15 protein-coding genes are annotated in these 17,221 nt (G+C 69.7%); 9 read left to right on the top strand and 6 right to left on the bottom strand.

The features are described 5' to 3' along the window. Positions 1–17: 17 nt before the first annotated feature. Positions 18–3,134 carry a BTAD domain-containing putative transcriptional regulator gene (locus AB0M51_RS01130; RefSeq protein ID WP_363747602.1) on the top strand — a complete coding sequence of 1,039 codons (3,117 nt, stop codon included), beginning with the start codon at positions 18–20 and terminating at the stop codon, positions 3,132–3,134. Here AB0M51_RS01130 and AB0M51_RS01125 read toward each other — a convergent pair. From AB0M51_RS01125 to AB0M51_RS01115, 3 genes are read right to left on the bottom strand one after another with little or no spacing between them, the layout of a single operon-like run. Continuing rightward, positions 3,118–3,861 (bottom strand): ABC transporter permease, encoded by a 744-nt coding sequence (locus tag AB0M51_RS01125; protein ID WP_344190211.1) that lies wholly within the window; start codon positions 3,859–3,861, stop codon positions 3,118–3,120. The two genes, AB0M51_RS01130 and AB0M51_RS01125, sit on opposite strands and share 17 nt — an antisense overlap. Next, positions 3,858–4,796, bottom strand: a complete 939-nt coding sequence (locus AB0M51_RS01120) for an ATP-binding cassette domain-containing protein (RefSeq protein WP_363747600.1) — start codon at positions 4,794–4,796, stop codon at positions 3,858–3,860. Before AB0M51_RS01120 ends, AB0M51_RS01125 begins: the two co-directional genes overlap by 4 nt. A 60-nt stretch (positions 4,797–4,856) precedes the next feature. Then, positions 4,857–5,729: a helix-turn-helix transcriptional regulator gene (locus AB0M51_RS01115; protein WP_363747598.1), complete on the bottom strand. Its 873-nt coding sequence runs from the start codon at positions 5,727–5,729 to the stop codon at positions 4,857–4,859. Positions 5,730–5,853: 124 nt separating this feature from the next. Here AB0M51_RS01115 and AB0M51_RS01110 point away from each other — a divergent pair, with 124 nt between their 5' ends. The 7 genes from AB0M51_RS01110 to AB0M51_RS01080 all read left to right on the top strand — a co-directional run bounded on the left by AB0M51_RS01110 (position 5,854) and on the right by AB0M51_RS01080 (position 13,465). Next, a complete protein-coding gene (locus AB0M51_RS01110) occupies positions 5,854–7,065 on the top strand; it encodes a multidrug effflux MFS transporter (protein WP_363747596.1) in 1,212 nt (403 codons plus the stop codon). After that, entirely contained in the window at positions 7,050–8,072 is a 1,023-nt protein-coding gene (locus AB0M51_RS01105; protein WP_363747594.1) for a zinc-dependent alcohol dehydrogenase family protein, read from the top strand. Before AB0M51_RS01110 ends, AB0M51_RS01105 begins: the two co-directional genes overlap by 16 nt. 79 nt (positions 8,073–8,151) lie before the next feature. Further along, positions 8,152–9,405, top strand: coding sequence for an ROK family transcriptional regulator (locus AB0M51_RS01100; protein WP_344190215.1), 1,254 nt, complete (start codon positions 8,152–8,154; stop codon positions 9,403–9,405). Further along, positions 9,389–10,192 (top strand): ABC transporter permease, encoded by an 804-nt coding sequence (locus tag AB0M51_RS01095; protein WP_344190217.1) that lies wholly within the window; start codon positions 9,389–9,391, stop codon positions 10,190–10,192. Before AB0M51_RS01100 ends, AB0M51_RS01095 begins: the two co-directional genes overlap by 17 nt. After that, positions 10,189–10,983: an ABC transporter ATP-binding protein gene (locus AB0M51_RS01090; protein ID WP_344190219.1), complete on the top strand. Its 795-nt coding sequence runs from the start codon at positions 10,189–10,191 to the stop codon at positions 10,981–10,983. Before AB0M51_RS01095 ends, AB0M51_RS01090 begins: the two co-directional genes overlap by 4 nt. An 8-nt stretch (positions 10,984–10,991) precedes the next feature. Next, positions 10,992–11,993, top strand: coding sequence for an aliphatic sulfonate ABC transporter substrate-binding protein (locus tag AB0M51_RS01085; protein ID WP_344190221.1), 1,002 nt, complete (start codon positions 10,992–10,994; stop codon positions 11,991–11,993). Then, positions 11,990–13,465 (top strand): sulfatase-like hydrolase/transferase, encoded by a 1,476-nt coding sequence (locus AB0M51_RS01080; RefSeq protein ID WP_344190223.1) that lies wholly within the window; start codon positions 11,990–11,992, stop codon positions 13,463–13,465. The genes AB0M51_RS01085 and AB0M51_RS01080 overlap by 4 nt, the downstream gene beginning before the upstream one ends. Here the strand turns inward: AB0M51_RS01080 and AB0M51_RS01075 are convergent. From AB0M51_RS01075 to AB0M51_RS01065, 3 genes are read right to left on the bottom strand one after another with little or no spacing between them, the layout of a single operon-like run. Continuing rightward, complete coding sequence (locus AB0M51_RS01075; RefSeq protein WP_344190224.1) at positions 13,420–14,646, bottom strand: hypothetical protein; 1,227 nt, start codon at positions 14,644–14,646, stop codon at positions 13,420–13,422. The genes AB0M51_RS01080 and AB0M51_RS01075 overlap by 46 nt on opposite strands. Positions 14,647–14,658: 12 nt before the next feature. Beyond that, on the bottom strand, positions 14,659–15,951 hold the full coding sequence (locus tag AB0M51_RS01070; protein WP_344190226.1) for a family 43 glycosylhydrolase: 1,293 nt from the start codon (positions 15,949–15,951) through the stop codon (positions 14,659–14,661). 55 nt (positions 15,952–16,006) lie between these two features. Beyond that, positions 16,007–16,528 (bottom strand): PadR family transcriptional regulator, encoded by a 522-nt coding sequence (locus AB0M51_RS01065; RefSeq protein ID WP_344190229.1) that lies wholly within the window; start codon positions 16,526–16,528, stop codon positions 16,007–16,009. A gap of 90 nt (positions 16,529–16,618) precedes the next feature. Here AB0M51_RS01065 and AB0M51_RS01060 point away from each other — a divergent pair, with 90 nt between their 5' ends. Further along, positions 16,619–17,182, top strand: a complete 564-nt coding sequence (locus AB0M51_RS01060; protein WP_344190231.1) for a hypothetical protein — start codon at positions 16,619–16,621, stop codon at positions 17,180–17,182. The last annotated feature ends 39 nt before the right edge of the window (positions 17,183–17,221 follow it).

Below are 17,221 nucleotides of genomic sequence, written 5' to 3'. Positions count from 1 at the left end.
GTGGCAAAATCTGCCGGGTGTGGATCGGGATGCTGGGGCCGTTCGAGGTACGAGGCGACGACGAGAAGGCCGTCGACGTACCCGGGGCCCGCTTGCGGGGCCTGCTGATCGCGCTGGCCCTCGACGCCGGGCGGGTGGTTCCGAAGGCGACGCTGGTCGACTGGATCTGGGGTGAGCAGCCGCCCGCGGACGCGGCGAACGCCCTGCAGCGCCTCGTCTCCCGGCTGCGCAAGCTGCTCCCCGTCGAAGGTCACACGGACGGCTACCGGCTGCAGATCGATCCGGACAGCGTCGACGCCCTCCGGTTCGAGCGGCTGCTGACCCGGGCCCGGACCGACCAGGATCCGCAGGGCGTCCGGCTGCTCCGCGAGGCGCTCGGGTTGTGGCGCGGGCCGGCGATGCAGGACATCGGGTTGACCGAGAGCGGCGCGTTCGACGCCGCCGTCACCCGCCTCGACGGGCTGCGGCTCGCCGCGATGGAGGACCGGTACGACGCCGAGATCACGCTCGGCCACGGCGCCGAGCTCGTCACCGAGCTGACCGACCTGGTCGCCGCGCACCCGGTCCGCGAACGCCTGGTCGCCGCCCTGATGCGCGCGCTGGTCGCCTCCGGCCGCGACACCGAGGCGCTGCGCGTGTCCGAGCGCACCCGGGAGACCCTCGCCGACGAGCTCGGCGTCGACCCCTCGCCCGAGCTGTCCGCGCTGCACGTCGCGTTGCTCCGCGGCGAGCTGGTACGCCGGGACGAGAAGCGCAACACGAACCTGCGCGAAGAGCTCACGACGTACGTCGGCAAGGACGCGGACATCGCCGCCGTCCGCGACCTGGTCGCCGGGCACCGGCTGACCAGCCTGATCGGGCCGGGCGGCTCCGGCAAGACCCGGCTCGCGACCGAGACCGCGCGGACCATGCTGCGCGACCTGCCCGACGGGGCGTGGATGGTCGAACTCGCGGCGATCGGTGCCGACGGGGACGTGGCACAGGCGACGCTGGGCGCGCTCGCGCTGCGGGACGCGCTGCTCGGCGACGTACCTGAGGCGGACCCGACGGACCGGGTGATCGCCGCCGTCCGGGAGCGGTCGATGCTGCTGATCCTGGACAACTGCGAGCACGTGATCGAGTCGGCCGCGAAGTTCGCGCACCGGGTGCTCGGCGAGTGCCCGCGACTCCGGGTGCTGGCCACCAGCCGGGAGCCGCTCGGGATCACCGGCGAGGCGCTGTGGGCCGTCGTACCGTTGGCACTCCCCACGGAAATGGCGGATCCGGCCGAGATCGAGGCGTCCCCGGCGGTCCGGCTGCTGCAGGACCGGGCGAGCGCCGTCCGCGCGGATCTCGCCTCGGACCCGGCGACGATGGCCAGGATCTGCCGCGCGCTGGACGGGATGCCGCTGGCGATCGAGCTGGCCGCGGCACGGCTGCGGACGATGTCCCTCGAGCAGCTGGCGAACCGCCTCGACGACCGGTTCCGGTTGCTGACCGGCGGCAGCCGTACGGCGCTCCCCCGGCACCGCACGCTGCGCGCGGTGATCGACTGGAGCTGGGAGCTGCTGTCCGACGTGGAACGTTCGGTACTGCGGCGGCTGTCCGTCTTCGCGGGCGGTGCCGGCCTGGAGGCTGCCGAGCAGGTCTGCGCCGGTGGCGAGGTCGAGTCGTGGGAGGTGCTCGATCTGCTGACAGCGTTGACGGAGAAGTCGCTCGTCGTCACCAAGGGCGATCAGCGGTACCGGCTGCTCGGCACGATCAAGGAGTACGCCCAGCAACGTCTCGACGAGGCGGGCGAGACCGACGGGACCCGCCGTACCCATCTCGGGTACTTCACCGAGCTGGTCGAGACCGCGGACCCGCACCTGCGGCGTACCGAACAGCTGGAATGGCTGGCGATCCTGGAGCCTGACCACGACAACATCGCCGCCGCGATGCGGGGCGCGCTGGCCGCGGGTGAGGCCGCCGGCGCGATGCGGCTGGCCGCGGCGGCGGGCTGGTACTGGTGGTTCGCCGGGCACAAGGTCGAGGGCAACGAGTTCCTGCTCGCGGCGCCGGCGTTGCGGGGCGACGTACCGGACGACACCCGCGCGGTGGTGTACGCCTTCGTCACCGGGATCATGACGTCCGGCCGCGGCCGGGACGAGTACGACGCGGAGGACTGGATCCGCAAGGCGGCCGAGATCAGCCGGCGGATCGACAACCCGCATCCGGCGGTGACGATGTCGCAGGCGCTGGAACGGCTGCTGGACGGGCCGGACCAGTTCGTGACGGCGTTCGAGGACCTGCTGACCGACGACGATCCGTGGGTCCGGGCGTTGGCGCGGTTGCAGACCGGGAAGATGCGGATCATGCTCGGCGACGGCGACCGCGGCGCGGATCGCGCGCTGGCGACCGCGCTGGAGGAGTTCCGTGCGATCGGTGAGCGCTGGGGGATGTCGTTCGCGCTGACCGAGCTGGCGGACCGGGTCGCGGTCCGGGGCGAGTTCGCCGCCGCGTGCGAGTACTACGAGCAGGCGATCGCGGTCGCGACGGAGGTCGGTGCGACCGAGGACGTCGTACGGATGCGCTCGCGGCAGGCGCAGCTGTACTGGCTGGCCGGTGACGAGGAGGCGAGCGCGGCGGCGATGGCCGAGTCGCAGCGGACGGCGGAGCGGGTCGCCTGGCCGGAGGCCCTGGTCGAGCTCGCGCTGTACAAGGCGGAGCTCGCGTACTGGAAGGGCGACCTGGCGGAGGCGCGCCGGCAGCTGACCAGGGCGACGACGCTGCTCGGACGCGAGGCGGAACGGGCGAACCTGCGGGCCACGCTCGAGGACCGGCTCGGGTACCTGGCGACGGATCTCGGCGAGGTGCGGGAGCATCGCGCCGCGGCGTACCAGGCGGCGACGGAGGGCGGGCATCCCCCGGGGATCGCGCAGATGCTGGTCGGGACCGCGGACCTCGCGCTGCGGACCGGTCAGGACGAGCAGGCCGCGCGGTTGCTCGGCGCCAGCGTCGCGGCCCGTGGGCTGCCGGACCGGTCCAACCCGAACGTGGAGCGGATCGAGCAGGAAACGCGCCGGCGCCTCGGTGACGTGAAGTTCACCGAGGCGTCCGACGAGGGCAGGAAGGCGAGCTGGCGAGAGCTCGTCGAGGTCACGCTCGCTTCTTGAACGTCGAGGTCGCCCAGAGGTAGCCGACGACCGCGATCCCGAGGCACCACGCGAACGCGGCGATCAGGTCACCGGTGTGCGGTGCGCCGTTCAGCAGTCCGCGCAGCGACTCGATGATCGGCGTGAACGGCTGGTACTGCGCGAACTGCTTGACGCCCGGGCCCATCTTGTCGGCGGGCACGATCGCGCTACTGAAGAACGGCAGCATCACCAGCGGTACCGAGGCGAGGCCCGCGGTCTCCGGGCTCTTCGCGAACAACCCGAGCGCGACGGTCAGCCAGGCGGTCGCGACACCGAGCAGTACGACGAGACCGATCACGCCCAGCCACTGCGCGAAGCTCGCGGACGGGTTGAAGCCGAGTGCGAACGCGACCCCGATGATCGCGGCGATCGCGATCAGGTTGGTCAGCACGCTGGCGATCACGTGCCCGGTGAGGACCGCGCCGCGCGGCACGTCCATCACCTTGAAGCGGTTGATGATGCCCTTGGTCATGTCGGAGTTCACCGCGGTCGCGACGGCGCCGAGCCCGTAGCAGACCGCCAGCAGGAGCATGCCGGGCGTCGCGTAGTCGACGTACGGGACGCCGACGCTGAACGCGTCGCCGAGCATGTAGACGAACATCAGCATCACCACGACCGGCATCAGCACCGCGTTGAACACGGACGTCGGGTTCCGGGCGATGTGCTTGAGGTTGCGGCGCAGCATCACCATCGCGGGGTTCTTCATTTCGCTACTACCTCCGTGGTGTCGTGGCCGGTCAGGGCCAGGAAGACGTCGTCGAGATCAGGGGTGTTGACGGAGAACTCGTCCGCGTTCAGCGAGTACTCGTCGAGGCGGTCGAGCAGGGCGCGGACGGATCTGGTACCGCCGTCGCTGGGGACGCGCAGCGTGAGCGAGTCGTCGTCGCGGGTCGACTCCGGGAAGATCCGGGCAGCCATGTCCAGGTCCGCGACCGAGTCGAAGCGGAACCGGACGTGGGTGCCGGGCAGCTGCCGCTTGAGCTCGTCCGGGGTGCCCTGGGCAACCAGCCGTCCCTTGTCGAGCACCGCGATCCGGTCGGCCAGCTGATCGGCCTCGTCGAGGTACTGCGTGGTGAGGAAGATCGTCACACCGTCCGCCAGCAGTTCGCGGATGATCGTCCACATCGTGCGCCGGCTGCGCGGGTCCAGTCCCGTGGTCGGCTCGTCGAGGAAGATGATCCGCGGGTCGCCGACCAGCGTCATCGCCAGGTCGAGCTTGCGGCGCATGCCGCCGGAGTACGTCGCCGCGGTCTTGTCGGCGGCCTCGGCCAGCTCGAAACGCTCCAGCAGATTGTCGACAATCCGCTTGTCGGCCGTGCCCGGGCTGAGGTCCACCATCAGCTGGAGGTTCTCGCGCCCGGTGAGCAGCTCGTCGACGGCCGCGAACTGCCCGGTGACGCCGATCGCGGACCGGACCGCCTTGGCGCCGGCCGCGACGTCGTGCCCGGCGACCCGGACCGTACCGCCGTCCGCCTTGATCAGAGTGGTCAGAACATGCACCGTCGTGGTCTTGCCTGCCCCGTTCGGGCCCAACAGCGCGAAGACGGTACCCGCGGGGACATCGAAGTCGATGCCGTCGAGCACGGTCTTGTCACCGAATGCCTTGCGCAGTCCTGCGACCGCGATCGCCGAAGTTGTCATGGAACCACCATCGGCAGCCTCCCTGACACGCACCTGACACGCCGCCTACACGCATCAGCGTCATCCTGACGCCGGCGTCACCTCCGCGGCGAGGGAGGCGAGCAGGCGCAGTTTCTCGGCGGAGGGCGAGCCGGGCTCGGCGGTGTACAGCATCAGGATCAGGCCGGGGTCGGCGGTGACGGCGAGCTCTTCGTAGGCAAGGGTGAGGTCGCCGACCTCGGGGTGGTGGAAGCGTTTGGTGCCGGTGCCGTGGGTGCGGACGTCGTGGGAGCCCCACAGGCGGCGGAACGTCTCGCTCTGGGTCGACAGTTCGCCGACCAGGTCCTGCAGGGCGCGGTCGTGAGGGTCGCGGCCGGCTTCGGCGCGCATGATCGCCACGCACATGTGCGCGAACAGGTCCCAGTCCGGATAGAAGTCCCGCGACGCCGGGTCGAGGAACTGGAACCGGGCCAGGTTCGGCGTCCGGCCGCCCTCGCCGATCACCGGCGAGTAGAACACCCGGCCGAGCGCGTTCGTGGCGAGCAGGTCCTGGGCGGGGTTGCGGACGAACGCGACGCCGTCGGTGATCGCCTCCAGCGCCCAGTGCAGACTGGTCCGCGAGGATGTCTGGGCGGCGGTCGCGCGCCGCCGTGGCCGGCCGGAGGTCGGGATCCCGTCGGCGGCCCGGGCGAGGTCGAGCAGGTGGGCTCGCTCGGTGTCGTCCAGCCGGAGTGCCTGCGCGATCGCCTCGAGGACCGCGGACGACGCTCCGCCGATCGCTCCGCGTTCGAGCTTGGCGTAGTACTCGATACTGACGCCGGCGAGCATCGCGACCTCGCTGCGCCGCAGGCCCGGGACGCGCCGTTGCCCGACCACCGGCAACCCGACGTCGGAGGGCGTCAGCTTCGCCCGCCGTGAGGTCAGGAACTCCCGGACCTCCGCCTTGTTGTCCATGTCATCGACAGTACCGGCGTCGCGCCCGGCGAGGGATGTACTGCTGGTACACCCCACGAGCGGGCCTTCTTCGCGGCCGCCCCCGGCGCTTGCATGGAGCTGCAAGCGATACCGAGGGGAACCGATGAGCCTGACCGCCGAACGACCGCCGACCCAGAGCGGTGCCGCATTGACCGCGACCGTGCTGGGCGCCGTAGTACTGATCACCGCGATCGCCCCACTGGCCACGGATCTGTACGTCCCGGCGTTCCCTCTCGTCACCCGTGACCTCGGCGCGAGCGCGTCCGAAGTACAGCTGACGCTGACCACCTTCTTCGTCGGCATGGCGCTCGGTCAGCTGCTCGGCGGCCCGTTCTCGGACCGGTTCGGACGGCGACGTCCGCTGCTCGTCTCGCTCGTCGTGCTGACCGTCACCTCGGCGCTGTGCGCGTTCAGTCCGTCGATCGGGCTGATGATGCTCGCCCGGCTGGTCCAGGGGTTCAGCGGCGGCTGGGCGATGGTCATCGCGCGTTCGATCGTCGTGGACCTGACCTCCGGGGCCCGGCTGGTCCGGACGCTGAACCTGGTGTCCGGAATCGCCGGTGTCGCACCGATCGCCGGACCACTGATCGGCGCGGCCGTCCTACAGTTGTCGCACTGGCGCGGGTCGTTCTGGATCGTCGCCGCGCTGGCCGCGCTGATGGTCGTGACCGTCGCGATCGGCGTACCGGAAACACTCCGGCACGTCGGTACGCCGCCCCGCTGGTCCGGTGAGGTACTGCGCAACCGCGCGTTCGCCGGCTATCTCGTGGTGTTCGCCTTCTCGATGGGCACGATCTTCGCGTACGTCGCGACGTCGGCGTTCGTGCTGCAGTCGATGAACGGACTCTCCCCGGTCACGTACTCCGTCGACTTCGCCCTCAACGCGGTCGGCCTGACCGTCGCCACGCTGATCGCCGCGCGGCTGGCCGACCGCCTGCGCACGCGGACCGTCGTCGGCGCCGGGCTGATCGCGACCGCGGCAGCAGGCGCGGCGCTGCTGGTCGGTGCGATCTGGTTCGGTATGCCACTCCCGCTCGCACTGATCGGGTTCTTCGTCCTGATGACCGCTCAGGGCTTCATCGGCCCGAACGCCGGGGCGCTGGCCTCCGCGCAGGTCCCTGATCATCCCGGCACCGGCTCGGCGCTGCTCGGATTCCTGCAGTGGTGCGTGGCCGGCGTCATCGCCCCGGTCGCAGGCCTCGGCGGTGAGCGTACCGCCGTACCGATGGCAGGCATCGTGCTCGCCCTCACCAGCTTTTCCCTGCTAGCTCTCGTCACCTGTCAGAAAGGTTCACTCCCATGCGTGGAGTCATGATGTACGGCCCCGCCGACGTTCGCGTCGAGGACCGTCCCGATCCGGTCGTCGAACTGCCGACCGATGCAGTCATCCGGCTGAGCGCGACGTGTGTCTGCGGCTCCGACCTGTGGCCGTACCGCGGCCAGGACAAGCTGGACGGACCGACGCCGATGGGCCACGAGTACGTCGGTGTCGTCGAGCGGATCGGGTCCGCGGTGACCACCGTGAAGCCCGGTGACTTCGTGATCGGCTCGTTCTTCGCGTCCGACAACACGTGCGAGATCTGCCGCGCCGGGTACCAGTCCCGCTGCGTCCACGCCGTACCGATGGGTGCTGTCGGAACCCAGTCCGAACTGGCCCGGGTGCCATTCGCGGACGGCACGCTGGTCGCCGTCCCCGGCACACCTGACACCGAGCTGATCCCCTCCTTCCTCGCCGCGTCCGACGTCCTCGGAACCGGCTGGTTCGCCGCCGTCGCCGCCGAGGCCGGACCGGGCAAGACGGTCGCGGTCGTCGGTGACGGGGCCGTCGGCCTGCTCGGTGTACTGGCCGCCAAGCAACTCGGCGCCGAGCGGATCATCGCGATGAGCCGGCACCAACCGCGTCAGCAGCTGGCGCTGGAGTACGGCGCGACCGACATCGTCACCGAACGCGGCGACGAGGGCGTTGCCCGCATCAAGGGACTCACCGGCGGGTACGGCGCGCACAGTGTCATCGAGGCCGTCGGCACCCAGGAGTCGATGCTGCAGGCGATCCGTGCGACCCGCGCGGGCGGCCACGTCGGCTACGTCGGCGTGGCCCACGAGGTGAGCCTGCCCGGCGAGGAGCTGTTCTTCTCCGGCGTACACCTGCACGGCGGGCCGGCGCCCGTTCGCCAGTACCTGCCGACGCTCATCGACCTGATCTCCCGGCGCGCGATCGACCCCGGCAAGGTCTTCGACCTCACCCTTCCGCTGACGGACGCGGCCAAGGCGTACGACGCCATGGACCGCCGCCAGGCGATCAAGGCCCTGCTCCTGCCCTAGGCACAGGCTCCGGAGGAATCCGGGAGGTTTTTTGTCGGAGGGTTGACGGAAAAATTCTGGCTTCCTAGCGTTCACGATCGTGCAGACGCAGCCAGGAGTACAGGCACTCGTGCGGAGGACCCACGAAGAGCGGGTCCTGCTGGTGCTGCGGGAGCAGGGCGCGCTCAGCCGGAACCAGATCGCCCGGGCGATCGGCCTGTCCCGTACCACGTTGTCCGAGATCACCGGCAGCCTGCTGCAACGCGGGGCGATCGTGGTGATCGACACCGACGCGGCCGACCGGGAAGGCAGCGGGCGACCGGCCGAGCGGCTGGCGCTGGACCCGGCGTCCGGCCAGTTCATGGGGGTGGACTTCGGCCACCGCCGGGTGCATGTCGTGGTCGCCGACGCCTCCCACGAGATCGTTGCCTCCGGCTCCGACCGGTACGAGGACCGGATCGACTGGCCGACCCGGCTCGAGGTCGCCTTCGGCCTGCTGGAGCGGCTCAGCGCGCAGTTCGGCGTGCACTACGGCGCCCTGCAGGGCGTCGGCATCGGCATCCCTGGCCCGTACTCCGGCAAGCCCGGCGTGCGCGGCTTCCCCTCGCACCGAGCGGCCGCCGACGGGTTCCACGAGGCGTCCGTCGACGAGGCGTTTGGCGAACGGTTAGGCGCACCGGTGATCGTCGACAACAACACCCGGCTGGCGGCGCTCGCCGAGGCGACGTTCGGCGGCAAGGCGATCGAGGACCTGCTCTACGTCCGGCTCTCGGACGGCGTCGGCGGCGGACTCGTGGTCGGCGGCCGGCTCGTCTCGGGCTCGGCCGGCCTCGCGGGCGAACTCGGACACGTGACCGTCCGGCAGGACGGGTCGCCGTGCCGCTGCGGCAAGCACGGCTGCCTGGAAACGATCGCCTCGGCACCGGCGATCCTGGCAGCGTGCCGGGCCGCGGGTCTCGCGGTCGACACGCTCGACGACCTCGCGACCGCCGTCGCCCGTTCGCACCCGGTCGCCGACCGGGTGCTCCGCGACGCCTCCACCGCGCTCGGCCAGGTGCTGGCCGCGGTCGGGATGGCGCTCAACCCGGCCGAGATCGTGATCGGCGGCGAGATCACCCGGATCGCACCGGTGCTCGTACAGCAAGCCGCCGCCACCGTCAGGTACGGGCTCTTCCCGGGTGCCGCCTCGCCGGGGGTCCGGACGGCGTACCTCTCCGACGACGACGGCGCCCTCGGGGCGCTGGCCGCCGTCTTCCACAGTTCGCCGCTGCTGGCCGGCTATCCGGCCACGCCGGCGCCGGCCCGGCTACGGCCGACCGCAACCCAAGGAGTGGCCGATGGCCGTGCTCACTGACCAAACCGCCGGCAGGGCGACGACACGGGTCCGTACGCGGCCCCGGGCCGGTCTCCCGCTGCTGCTCAACGCGCTCTCGATCGGGCTCGGCATCGCGGTGTGGTGGATCCTCGCGCTCGCCGGGCTGAAGCTGCCCACGCCGCCGCAGGTGATCGCCCGGGCCGGCACCCTGATCGGCGACGGGACCCTCGGCAAGGACGTCCTCGCCAGCCTGGCCCGCGTCCTGGTCGGCTTCGTGCTCGGCACCGCGGTCGCGATCCCGGTCGGTTTCCTGATGGGCTGGTACGCCGTCCTGCGCGGACTCGTGGAGCCGTGGATCCAGTTCTTCCGCACCGTGCCGCCGCTGGCGATCATCCCGCTGGCCATCGTGTTGATGGGGATCGGCGAGGCGCCGAAGATCTTCGTGATCTTCCTGGCCGCGTTCCTGGCCTGTGTGATCTCGACGTTCCAGGGAGTCGTCAACGTCGACAAGACGCTGATCGACGCGGCCCGGGTGCTCGGCTCCAAGGACGCCGGCATCTTCGCCCGGGTGGTGGTCCCGGCGTCCACGCCGTTCATCCTGGTCGGCATGCGGGTCGGTCTCGGCTCCGCGTGGGCCACGCTGGTCGCCGCCGAGCTGATCGCGGCCCAGCAGGGCCTCGGCTTCCGGATGCAGAACGCCCAGCTGTACTACGACCTGCCGACGATCTTCGTCGGGCTGATCTCGATCGGCGTCCTCGGCCTGCTGATGGACCGCGTGCTGCTGACCGCCGAACGCAAACTGACCGGATGGCAGGAGCGCCGATGAAGATCTCCGTACAGTCCGTCACCAAGACGTTTGCCTTGGGCAAGGACACCTTCACGGCCCTCGACGGCGTCTCGCTCGACATCGCGGGGAACGAGTTCATCACCGTGGTCGGCCCGTCCGGGTGCGGCAAGAGCACGCTGCTGAACATCCTCGCCGGCCTCGAGCAGCCGACCTCGGGCCGGGCGCTCGTGGACGGCGTACCGGTGTCCGGTCCGGGCCCGGAGCGCGGCGTGATCTTCCAGCAGTACGCGCTGTTCCCGTGGCTGACCGTGCGCAAGAACGTCGAGTTCGGGCTGAAGACCGCCGGGGTCCGCAAGGCCGAGCGGCGGGAGCGAGCGCAGCACTTCATCGACCTGGTGGGCCTGGGCGACTTCGCCGACGCACTGCCGAAGATGCTGTCCGGCGGTATGCGGCAGCGCTGCGCGATCGCCCGTGCGTACGCCGTGAACCCGTCGATCCTGCTGATGGACGAACCGTTCGGTGCCCTGGACGCGCTGACCCGGGTCAAGCTGCAGGAGCAGTTGCTGGCCACCTGGAGCCAGGAGCAGCGCACGGTCATGTTCATCACGCACGACGTCGACGAGGCGGTGTTCCTGGCGAATCGCGTGGTCGTGATGGCCGCCCGGCCGGGGCGGATCTACGACGTGATCGACGTGGACCTGCCGTACCCGCGCACCGAGGAGTTCCGGCTCAGCCCGGAGTTCGCCGCGCTGCGCAATCGCGTCTGGCACTCCGTTTACCACCAGGACGGCCGCACGGCCGCCGGTTCCCCTGTCACCGCTCGATCCTAAGGACCCTCATGTCTGTCTCACGCAAACTGTCGGCGCTCGCCGCCGGGGCCGCCGCGCTCGCGCTCGCCCTCGCCGGGTGCAGCGGATCCGGCGACAACGCCGGCGGTTCCCTGCAACCGGTGAACTTCGGCTACATCGCCGACTACAACGGCACGAGCCTGCTGGCCATCGCGAAGGACCAGAAGCTCTGGCAGAAGCACGGCCTGAAGGCGAACACCAAGGTGTTCACGAACGGGCCGCTGCAGATCCAGGCGCTCGGCACCGGTGACCTGGACTTCGGCTACATCGGGCCGGGCGCGTTCTGGCTGCCGGCCTCGGGCCAGGCCAAGGTGATCGCGATCAACACGCTCGGCAACGCCGACCGGGTGATCGCCCGGTCCGGCACCACGTCGATCGACCAGCTCCGCGGCAAGACCGTCGGCGTACCGGAGGGCACGTCCGGCGACATGATCCTCACGCTCGCGCTGGAGAAGGCCGGAATGACCAAGAACGACGTGAAGGTGGTCAACATGGACGCCTCGACGATCGTGTCCGCGTTCGCGTCGAAGAAGATCGACGCGGCCGGGTTCTGGTACCCGGCGATCGCCACCATCAAGAAGCAGGTGCCCGACCTGACCGAGCTCGCGAAGAACTCCGACTTCGAGTCCCAGGTGTCGTTCCCGACCGCGTTCGTGGCCGGCAACGACGTCGTGTCCGGTCAGCAGGACAAGACCACGAAGACGATCGCCGTACTGCGGGACGCGATCGCGTACCGGTCCGCCAACCCGGACAAGTCGATCGAGCTGACGGCGAAGATGCTGAACATGCCGGTCGACCAGGTGAAGGCGGACGCCGGCAACGTCAAGGTACTGTCGCTGGACGAGCTCGACGCGAAGACCAAGGACGGGACCATCGACAAGTGGCTGAACGGGATGGCGGACTACTTCGTCGAGGCGGGCAAGCTGAAGAAGAAGACCGACGCGAAGACGTACTACACCGGCGACCTGTTCACCGGGGCGGCCGCCAAGTGACCGACCGGAAGAACATCCTGTTCCTGATGACCGACCAGCACCGGGTCGACACACTCGGCGCCTACGGCAACCGGTTCGGAACGACCCCGAACCTCGACGAGCTCGCCCGTACCGGCACCCGCTTCGACCGCTGGTACACCCCCACCGCGATCTGTACGCCGGCCCGCGCCAGCCTGCTCACCGGGCAGGCGCCGTTCCGGCACAAGCTGCTGGCGAACTACGAACGCAACGTCGGCTACCTCGAGGACCTCGGCGAGGGGACGTTCACGTTCTCGCGGGCGCTGCGCGACCGCGGCTACCAGTGCGGCCTGATCGGCAAGTGGCACGTCGGCACCAACAAGTCCGCAGGCGACTTCGGTTTCGACGGCCCCGACCTGCCGGGCTGGCACAACCCGGTCGACCACCCCGACTACCTGGCATACCTCGCGGAGCACGACTTCCCGCCGTACGAGATCTCCGACCGGATCCGCGGCACGCTGCCCAACGGCGGCCCCGGGAACCTGCTCGCGGCACGCCTGCACCAGCCGGTGGAGGCGACGTTCGAGCACTATCTCGCCACCCGGGCGATCGAACACCTCGAGTCGTACGCCGGACAGCCGTTCTTCCTCGCGCTGCACTTCTTCGGCCCCCACCTGCCCTACATCCTGCCCGACGAGTACTTCGACCTCGTCGACCCGGCCGACGTCGAACTGCCACGATCGATCGCCGAGACCTTCCACGGCAAACCGCCGGTCCAGAAGAACTACAGCGCGCACTGGACCTTCGACACCATGCCGATCGAGACCACCCGCAAGCTGATCGCGATCTACCAGGGCTACGTGGCCCTGATCGACTACGAGATCGGGCGGGTGATGGCCGCGATGGAGCGGCTCGGGCTGACCGACGACACCGCGGTGTTCTTCACCTGCGACCACGGGGAGTTCACCGGATCGCACCGGCTGCACGACAAGGGCCCGGCGATGTACGAGGACATCTACCGCACCCCCGGTCTGCTCCGGGTGCCCGGGCAGCCCGAAGGCGTCGTCCGCGAGGAGTTCGTCAGCCTGCTCGACTGTACGGCGACGATCCTCGAACTCGCCGGCGCCGACCCGGCACCGGCGGTCGACTCACGCAGCCTGCTGCCGCTCGTGACGGGCGAGCCCGTCGACTGGGCCGACGACATCGTCTGCGAGTTCCACGGCCACCACTTCCCCTACCCGCAACGGATGTTGCGCACCGACCGGTACAAGCTGGTCGTCAACCCGGACTCGGTCAACGAGCTGTACGACCTGCAGCTCGACCCCGACGAGCTGCTCAATGTGTACGACCACCCGGAACAGGCCGCCGTACGGTCACGGCTGATGCGCCGTCTCTACGCCGTACTGCGGGACCGCGGCGACAACTTCTACCACTGGATGACCTCGATGTACGACGTGGGAGACGTCAGCTACGACCCGAGCATGAGCGGGCTGGACGAGTCGACGTACGAATGAAGCCGGGGCCCCTCACGCGAGGGGCCCCAGCCTTTCCCCAACTTTCGCTGCAAGGCGCGGAAGTCGTCGAGCCAGGTGTAGCCCGGCGACGACATGCCGTCGCCGCGCGGTTGCACCGTCAGCGTGGCGAAGACGCTGTTCAGCAGCCACGGCACCTTCGTCGCGCTCCACCCCGAGGTCATCGACGGGATCTGCCGGAAGCCGTACGTCGCGACCGCGAGCCGCCCGGTGGCCCGGAACCGGTCCAGCTCGTCGCGCAGGAAGTGCTTCTTGCTCTCGAACCACGGGCTGCTCGACAAGAAGTCGTTCCATTTCCGCGAAGGGAACGGCTGTTTGATGGCATCGCCAATGACCTGCCACACCTGGGTCCGCGGCGGATAGCCGTAGCGTGCGGCGAAGGTCGCCGGGATCGCGTCGGTCAGGTGCTGCTGCCAGTACCAGACCAGGGAGAACTCGGTGACCAGGAAGGTCTGGTCCGGGCGAAGCCTCGGAAGGGTGTAGTCGAAGAAGTCCTGCACCGCGGCCTCGTCGGCGATGTGCGGATGCAGGTCGACCCCTTCCAGCTCTGGCGTGTCGTGGACGAATCGCAGGTACCGTTCGACGGCCGGTGTGCGGTTCTGCGGCAGGTCCAGCCGGTTCAGCGCGCCCATGTACAGGTGGGTCTTCGCTGCTGACAGCTTGGCGCGGACCTCGATCACATGCCGGGCGACGGTCTCGTAGAACTCGTTGAGCCGCTGGTCACGCTCGGCCGGCAGGCTCTCGATGAACGGCTCGTTGCCGATCGTGACGACGTCCACCGTCCCCAGCACCAAGGGCAGCACCCGGTCGAGCCGCGCGAGCTCGGCGGTCATCTCCGCGCTGCCCGGCCGCGGGAACGAGGTCGCGTTCTCGGGGAACTTCAGGCTGAGGACGGTCTTGTAACCGCGGTCATGAGCCTCCCGGATCACACGGAGCGTCTCACTCTGCTCCGGGGGCACCTTGTCTGCCTCTGGCAGCGGGTAGAACCCCCGCACCCAACTGGCCCGGGCGGTCCGGAGTTCACGGTAGTCGAGTTGGTCGAGGTTCTCGTTGTAGTTGGCGCCGAGAGCGCCCAGGGCCGGGAGGGCGTCGTTCGTAGGTGCCGGGGCGGGTGCTCCGGGGACCGCCAGGACCAGCACCCCGAGGAGCGCGGCGAGTCGCATGCTCGGTTCCTCTCAGTGGTTGCGGCGTTGGACGTACAGGCGGTTGCTCTGCGGGCCGGTCCACTCCAGCCGGACGACCCCGGGTACCGCCGTGTCGTCGACGCGCGACGGATCGGCCCAGTAGCCGAAGTTCGGGTTCCGGAAGAACGTCGCCCACAACTGCCCGGAGACGTCCTCGAAGACATTGTTGTGCCCGGCCCCGAACCCGGCCGTCCAGCGCTTCGAGTACGGTCCCTCGAAGTGGTCCGAGACCGCCATCACCATGTCGTAGCTGTACTGCGACCTGCCCGGCGCGGGCGTGTCGTACGCATACCGGGTGCTGCCGTCCGCGCCGGCCGACGTACGGTCCCAGGCCGCGTGCATGAGGTAGTACTTCCCGCCGTACCGGAAGACGTATGCGCCCTCGAGGTAGGGCTCGGGGCTGTACGGGCTCTGCTGGAACTCGGGCAGCCCGGTGTTCGGGACGATGTCTTCCATGTCGTCGCGGAACTTCGCGTACGGGTTGTTGTGCAGGACCAGCCAGGCGTCGTCGCCCTCGGAGTACATGCTGCCGTCGATGTGGTGGTAGGCGCCCGGCAGGATGAAGCCCGGGCCGCCGACGAACGAGTCCCCGAACGGCTTCTCGTAGTTGCCCTGGGCAACGCGATACGGACCCTCCACGCCGCCCTCGCTGATCAGCAGGAACGAGCCGACCAGCTTCGAGTGGTCGCCCATGCACGCGACGATGTACCAGGTGCCGCGGAAGTAGTGGATCTCGGGCGCCCAGACGTTGCCGCGCTTGCCGAACTGGTCGTCGTACCAGTACTCCTGCCACGGCGCGACGACGGTCCGGCCCGGCCGGTTCTCGCCGGCGAACTCGGGCGACCAGACCTTGCCGCGTTCCGCCTCCGGCCGGAAGCCGGTGGTGTCCGCGAGCCGCCACGGCCCGCGCAGCGAGCGGGCGGTCCAGACGAAGATGCCGTCGTTCCACGGGCCCGCGGCCGGGCGGCCCGGCACCCGCGTCGTGCCGGTGGCGACGTACAGCGGGCGGCCGTCGACGACGAAGCAGTTCACGTAGGTGTCGCGCATCCAGACCCGGCCGAGCTCCTCGTCACGGGCCCGGAGCTCGAGCGGGAGGACGAACGAGTTGTCGTCGCGCGGCCACAGGTCGAGCCGGGTGTCGGCCAGCCCGTAGGGCGTGAGCTCAGGCCAGGGCTGCGGGTAGCGGCGGCTCTCACCGGCTGCGGCGTACGAGGTCATGGGCAGCGCGGCCGCTCCCGCGACACCCGCCATACCGGTCAGGACCGACCTTCTCTTGATCGTCATGCGGACACGCTAATGAGCCTCATTTCATCAGTGAACACACGACAAAAAGGTGCTTTCAGCGGTCTCCCGACGGCAGCTGGGTGGCCGCCCACTCGGCCCACTCGCGGTGCATGGCGGCGAAGCGCAGGCCCCATTCGAGGACGAGCCGCCCGTTGACCGCGAGGTCGCCGTCGTTCCAGTCGGTGTCGCGCTCAACCGCACGCAGTCCTTCCTCGAGCGCGTCCATGCGCTGAACCCCGCGCTCCAGGAAGGCCCGCGCCTCGGCCGGCGAGACCGTACCGAGGAAGAACACCCTCAGCATCAGATCGTCGCGGCGTCTCCGCGGCCGCTCCTCGAGCAGCCAGTGCCGCAGCTCCTCGCGGCCGGCCTCGGTGATCGCATACTCCTTGCGCCCGCGCGGGCCCTCGGCGCTGACCGTCACGTGCCCGTCCGCGGACAGCTTGGCCAGCTCGCCGTACACCTGGCTCTGGGTCGCGGGCCAGACGTTCGCCAAGGACACCTCGAACCGGCGCAACAGGTCGTATCCACTGGCCGGCTCCTCGGCGAGCAGGCCGAGCATCGCGTGTCGAAGACTCATGTCCGCATCCTACATTCCACTGTTGACATGTCGAGAGCTGAGCGTCTAGTTTCGACCTGTCACTATTGGAATGTCAGGAGTACGGATCACATGAGCTACCTCCGCAGCTTCGCCCCGTGGATCATCTACGCGATCGCCACCACCAAGCTGGACTGGCGGCTCTGCGCGCTGATCGGCCTGGTCATCGCGCTCGGACTCGTCGGCTGGGAGCTGTCCACCGGCAAGAAGCTCGAATCGATGGTGATCGAGCTGAGCGCCGCCGTCTTCTTCGCGCTCGTCGCCGCGATCGCCTTCGCCGCCCCGGACGCACCGCTGCACGAGAACCTGCTGGCGATGTCGTCCGCCTGGCTCGCCCTCACCGCCTGGGGATCGCTGGCGATCCGCCGGCCGTTCACGCTCGGCATCGCCCGGACGATGGTCGAACGCGAGATCTGGGACAACCCGCTGTTCCGCCGTACGAACGTGATCATCACGATGGTGTGGGCGATCAGCTTCACCGTCGAGGGCATCGCGGCCGCCGTCATCACCGCGGTCGCGCCGCACATGGCCACGCCGGTCGTCGTGCTCCGGATCGCCTCCTTCACGGTCCCGGTCATCTTCACGATCCGGTACTCCGCCTACGTCCGCGCCCGCGCGGTACGGAGCGCCGCCTGACGCTGTCGGATCGGCATCCTCAACAACCCTTTACCCCAC

Origin of the sequence: Kribbella sp. NPDC051137 (assembly GCF_040682535.1) — a bacterium.
Taxonomy (GTDB): Bacteria; Actinomycetota; Actinomycetes; order Propionibacteriales; family Kribbellaceae; genus Kribbella; species Kribbella karoonensis.
The sequence above is the reverse complement of the archived record's forward strand: the minus strand, read 5'-3'. Positions and strand labels throughout refer to the sequence as shown.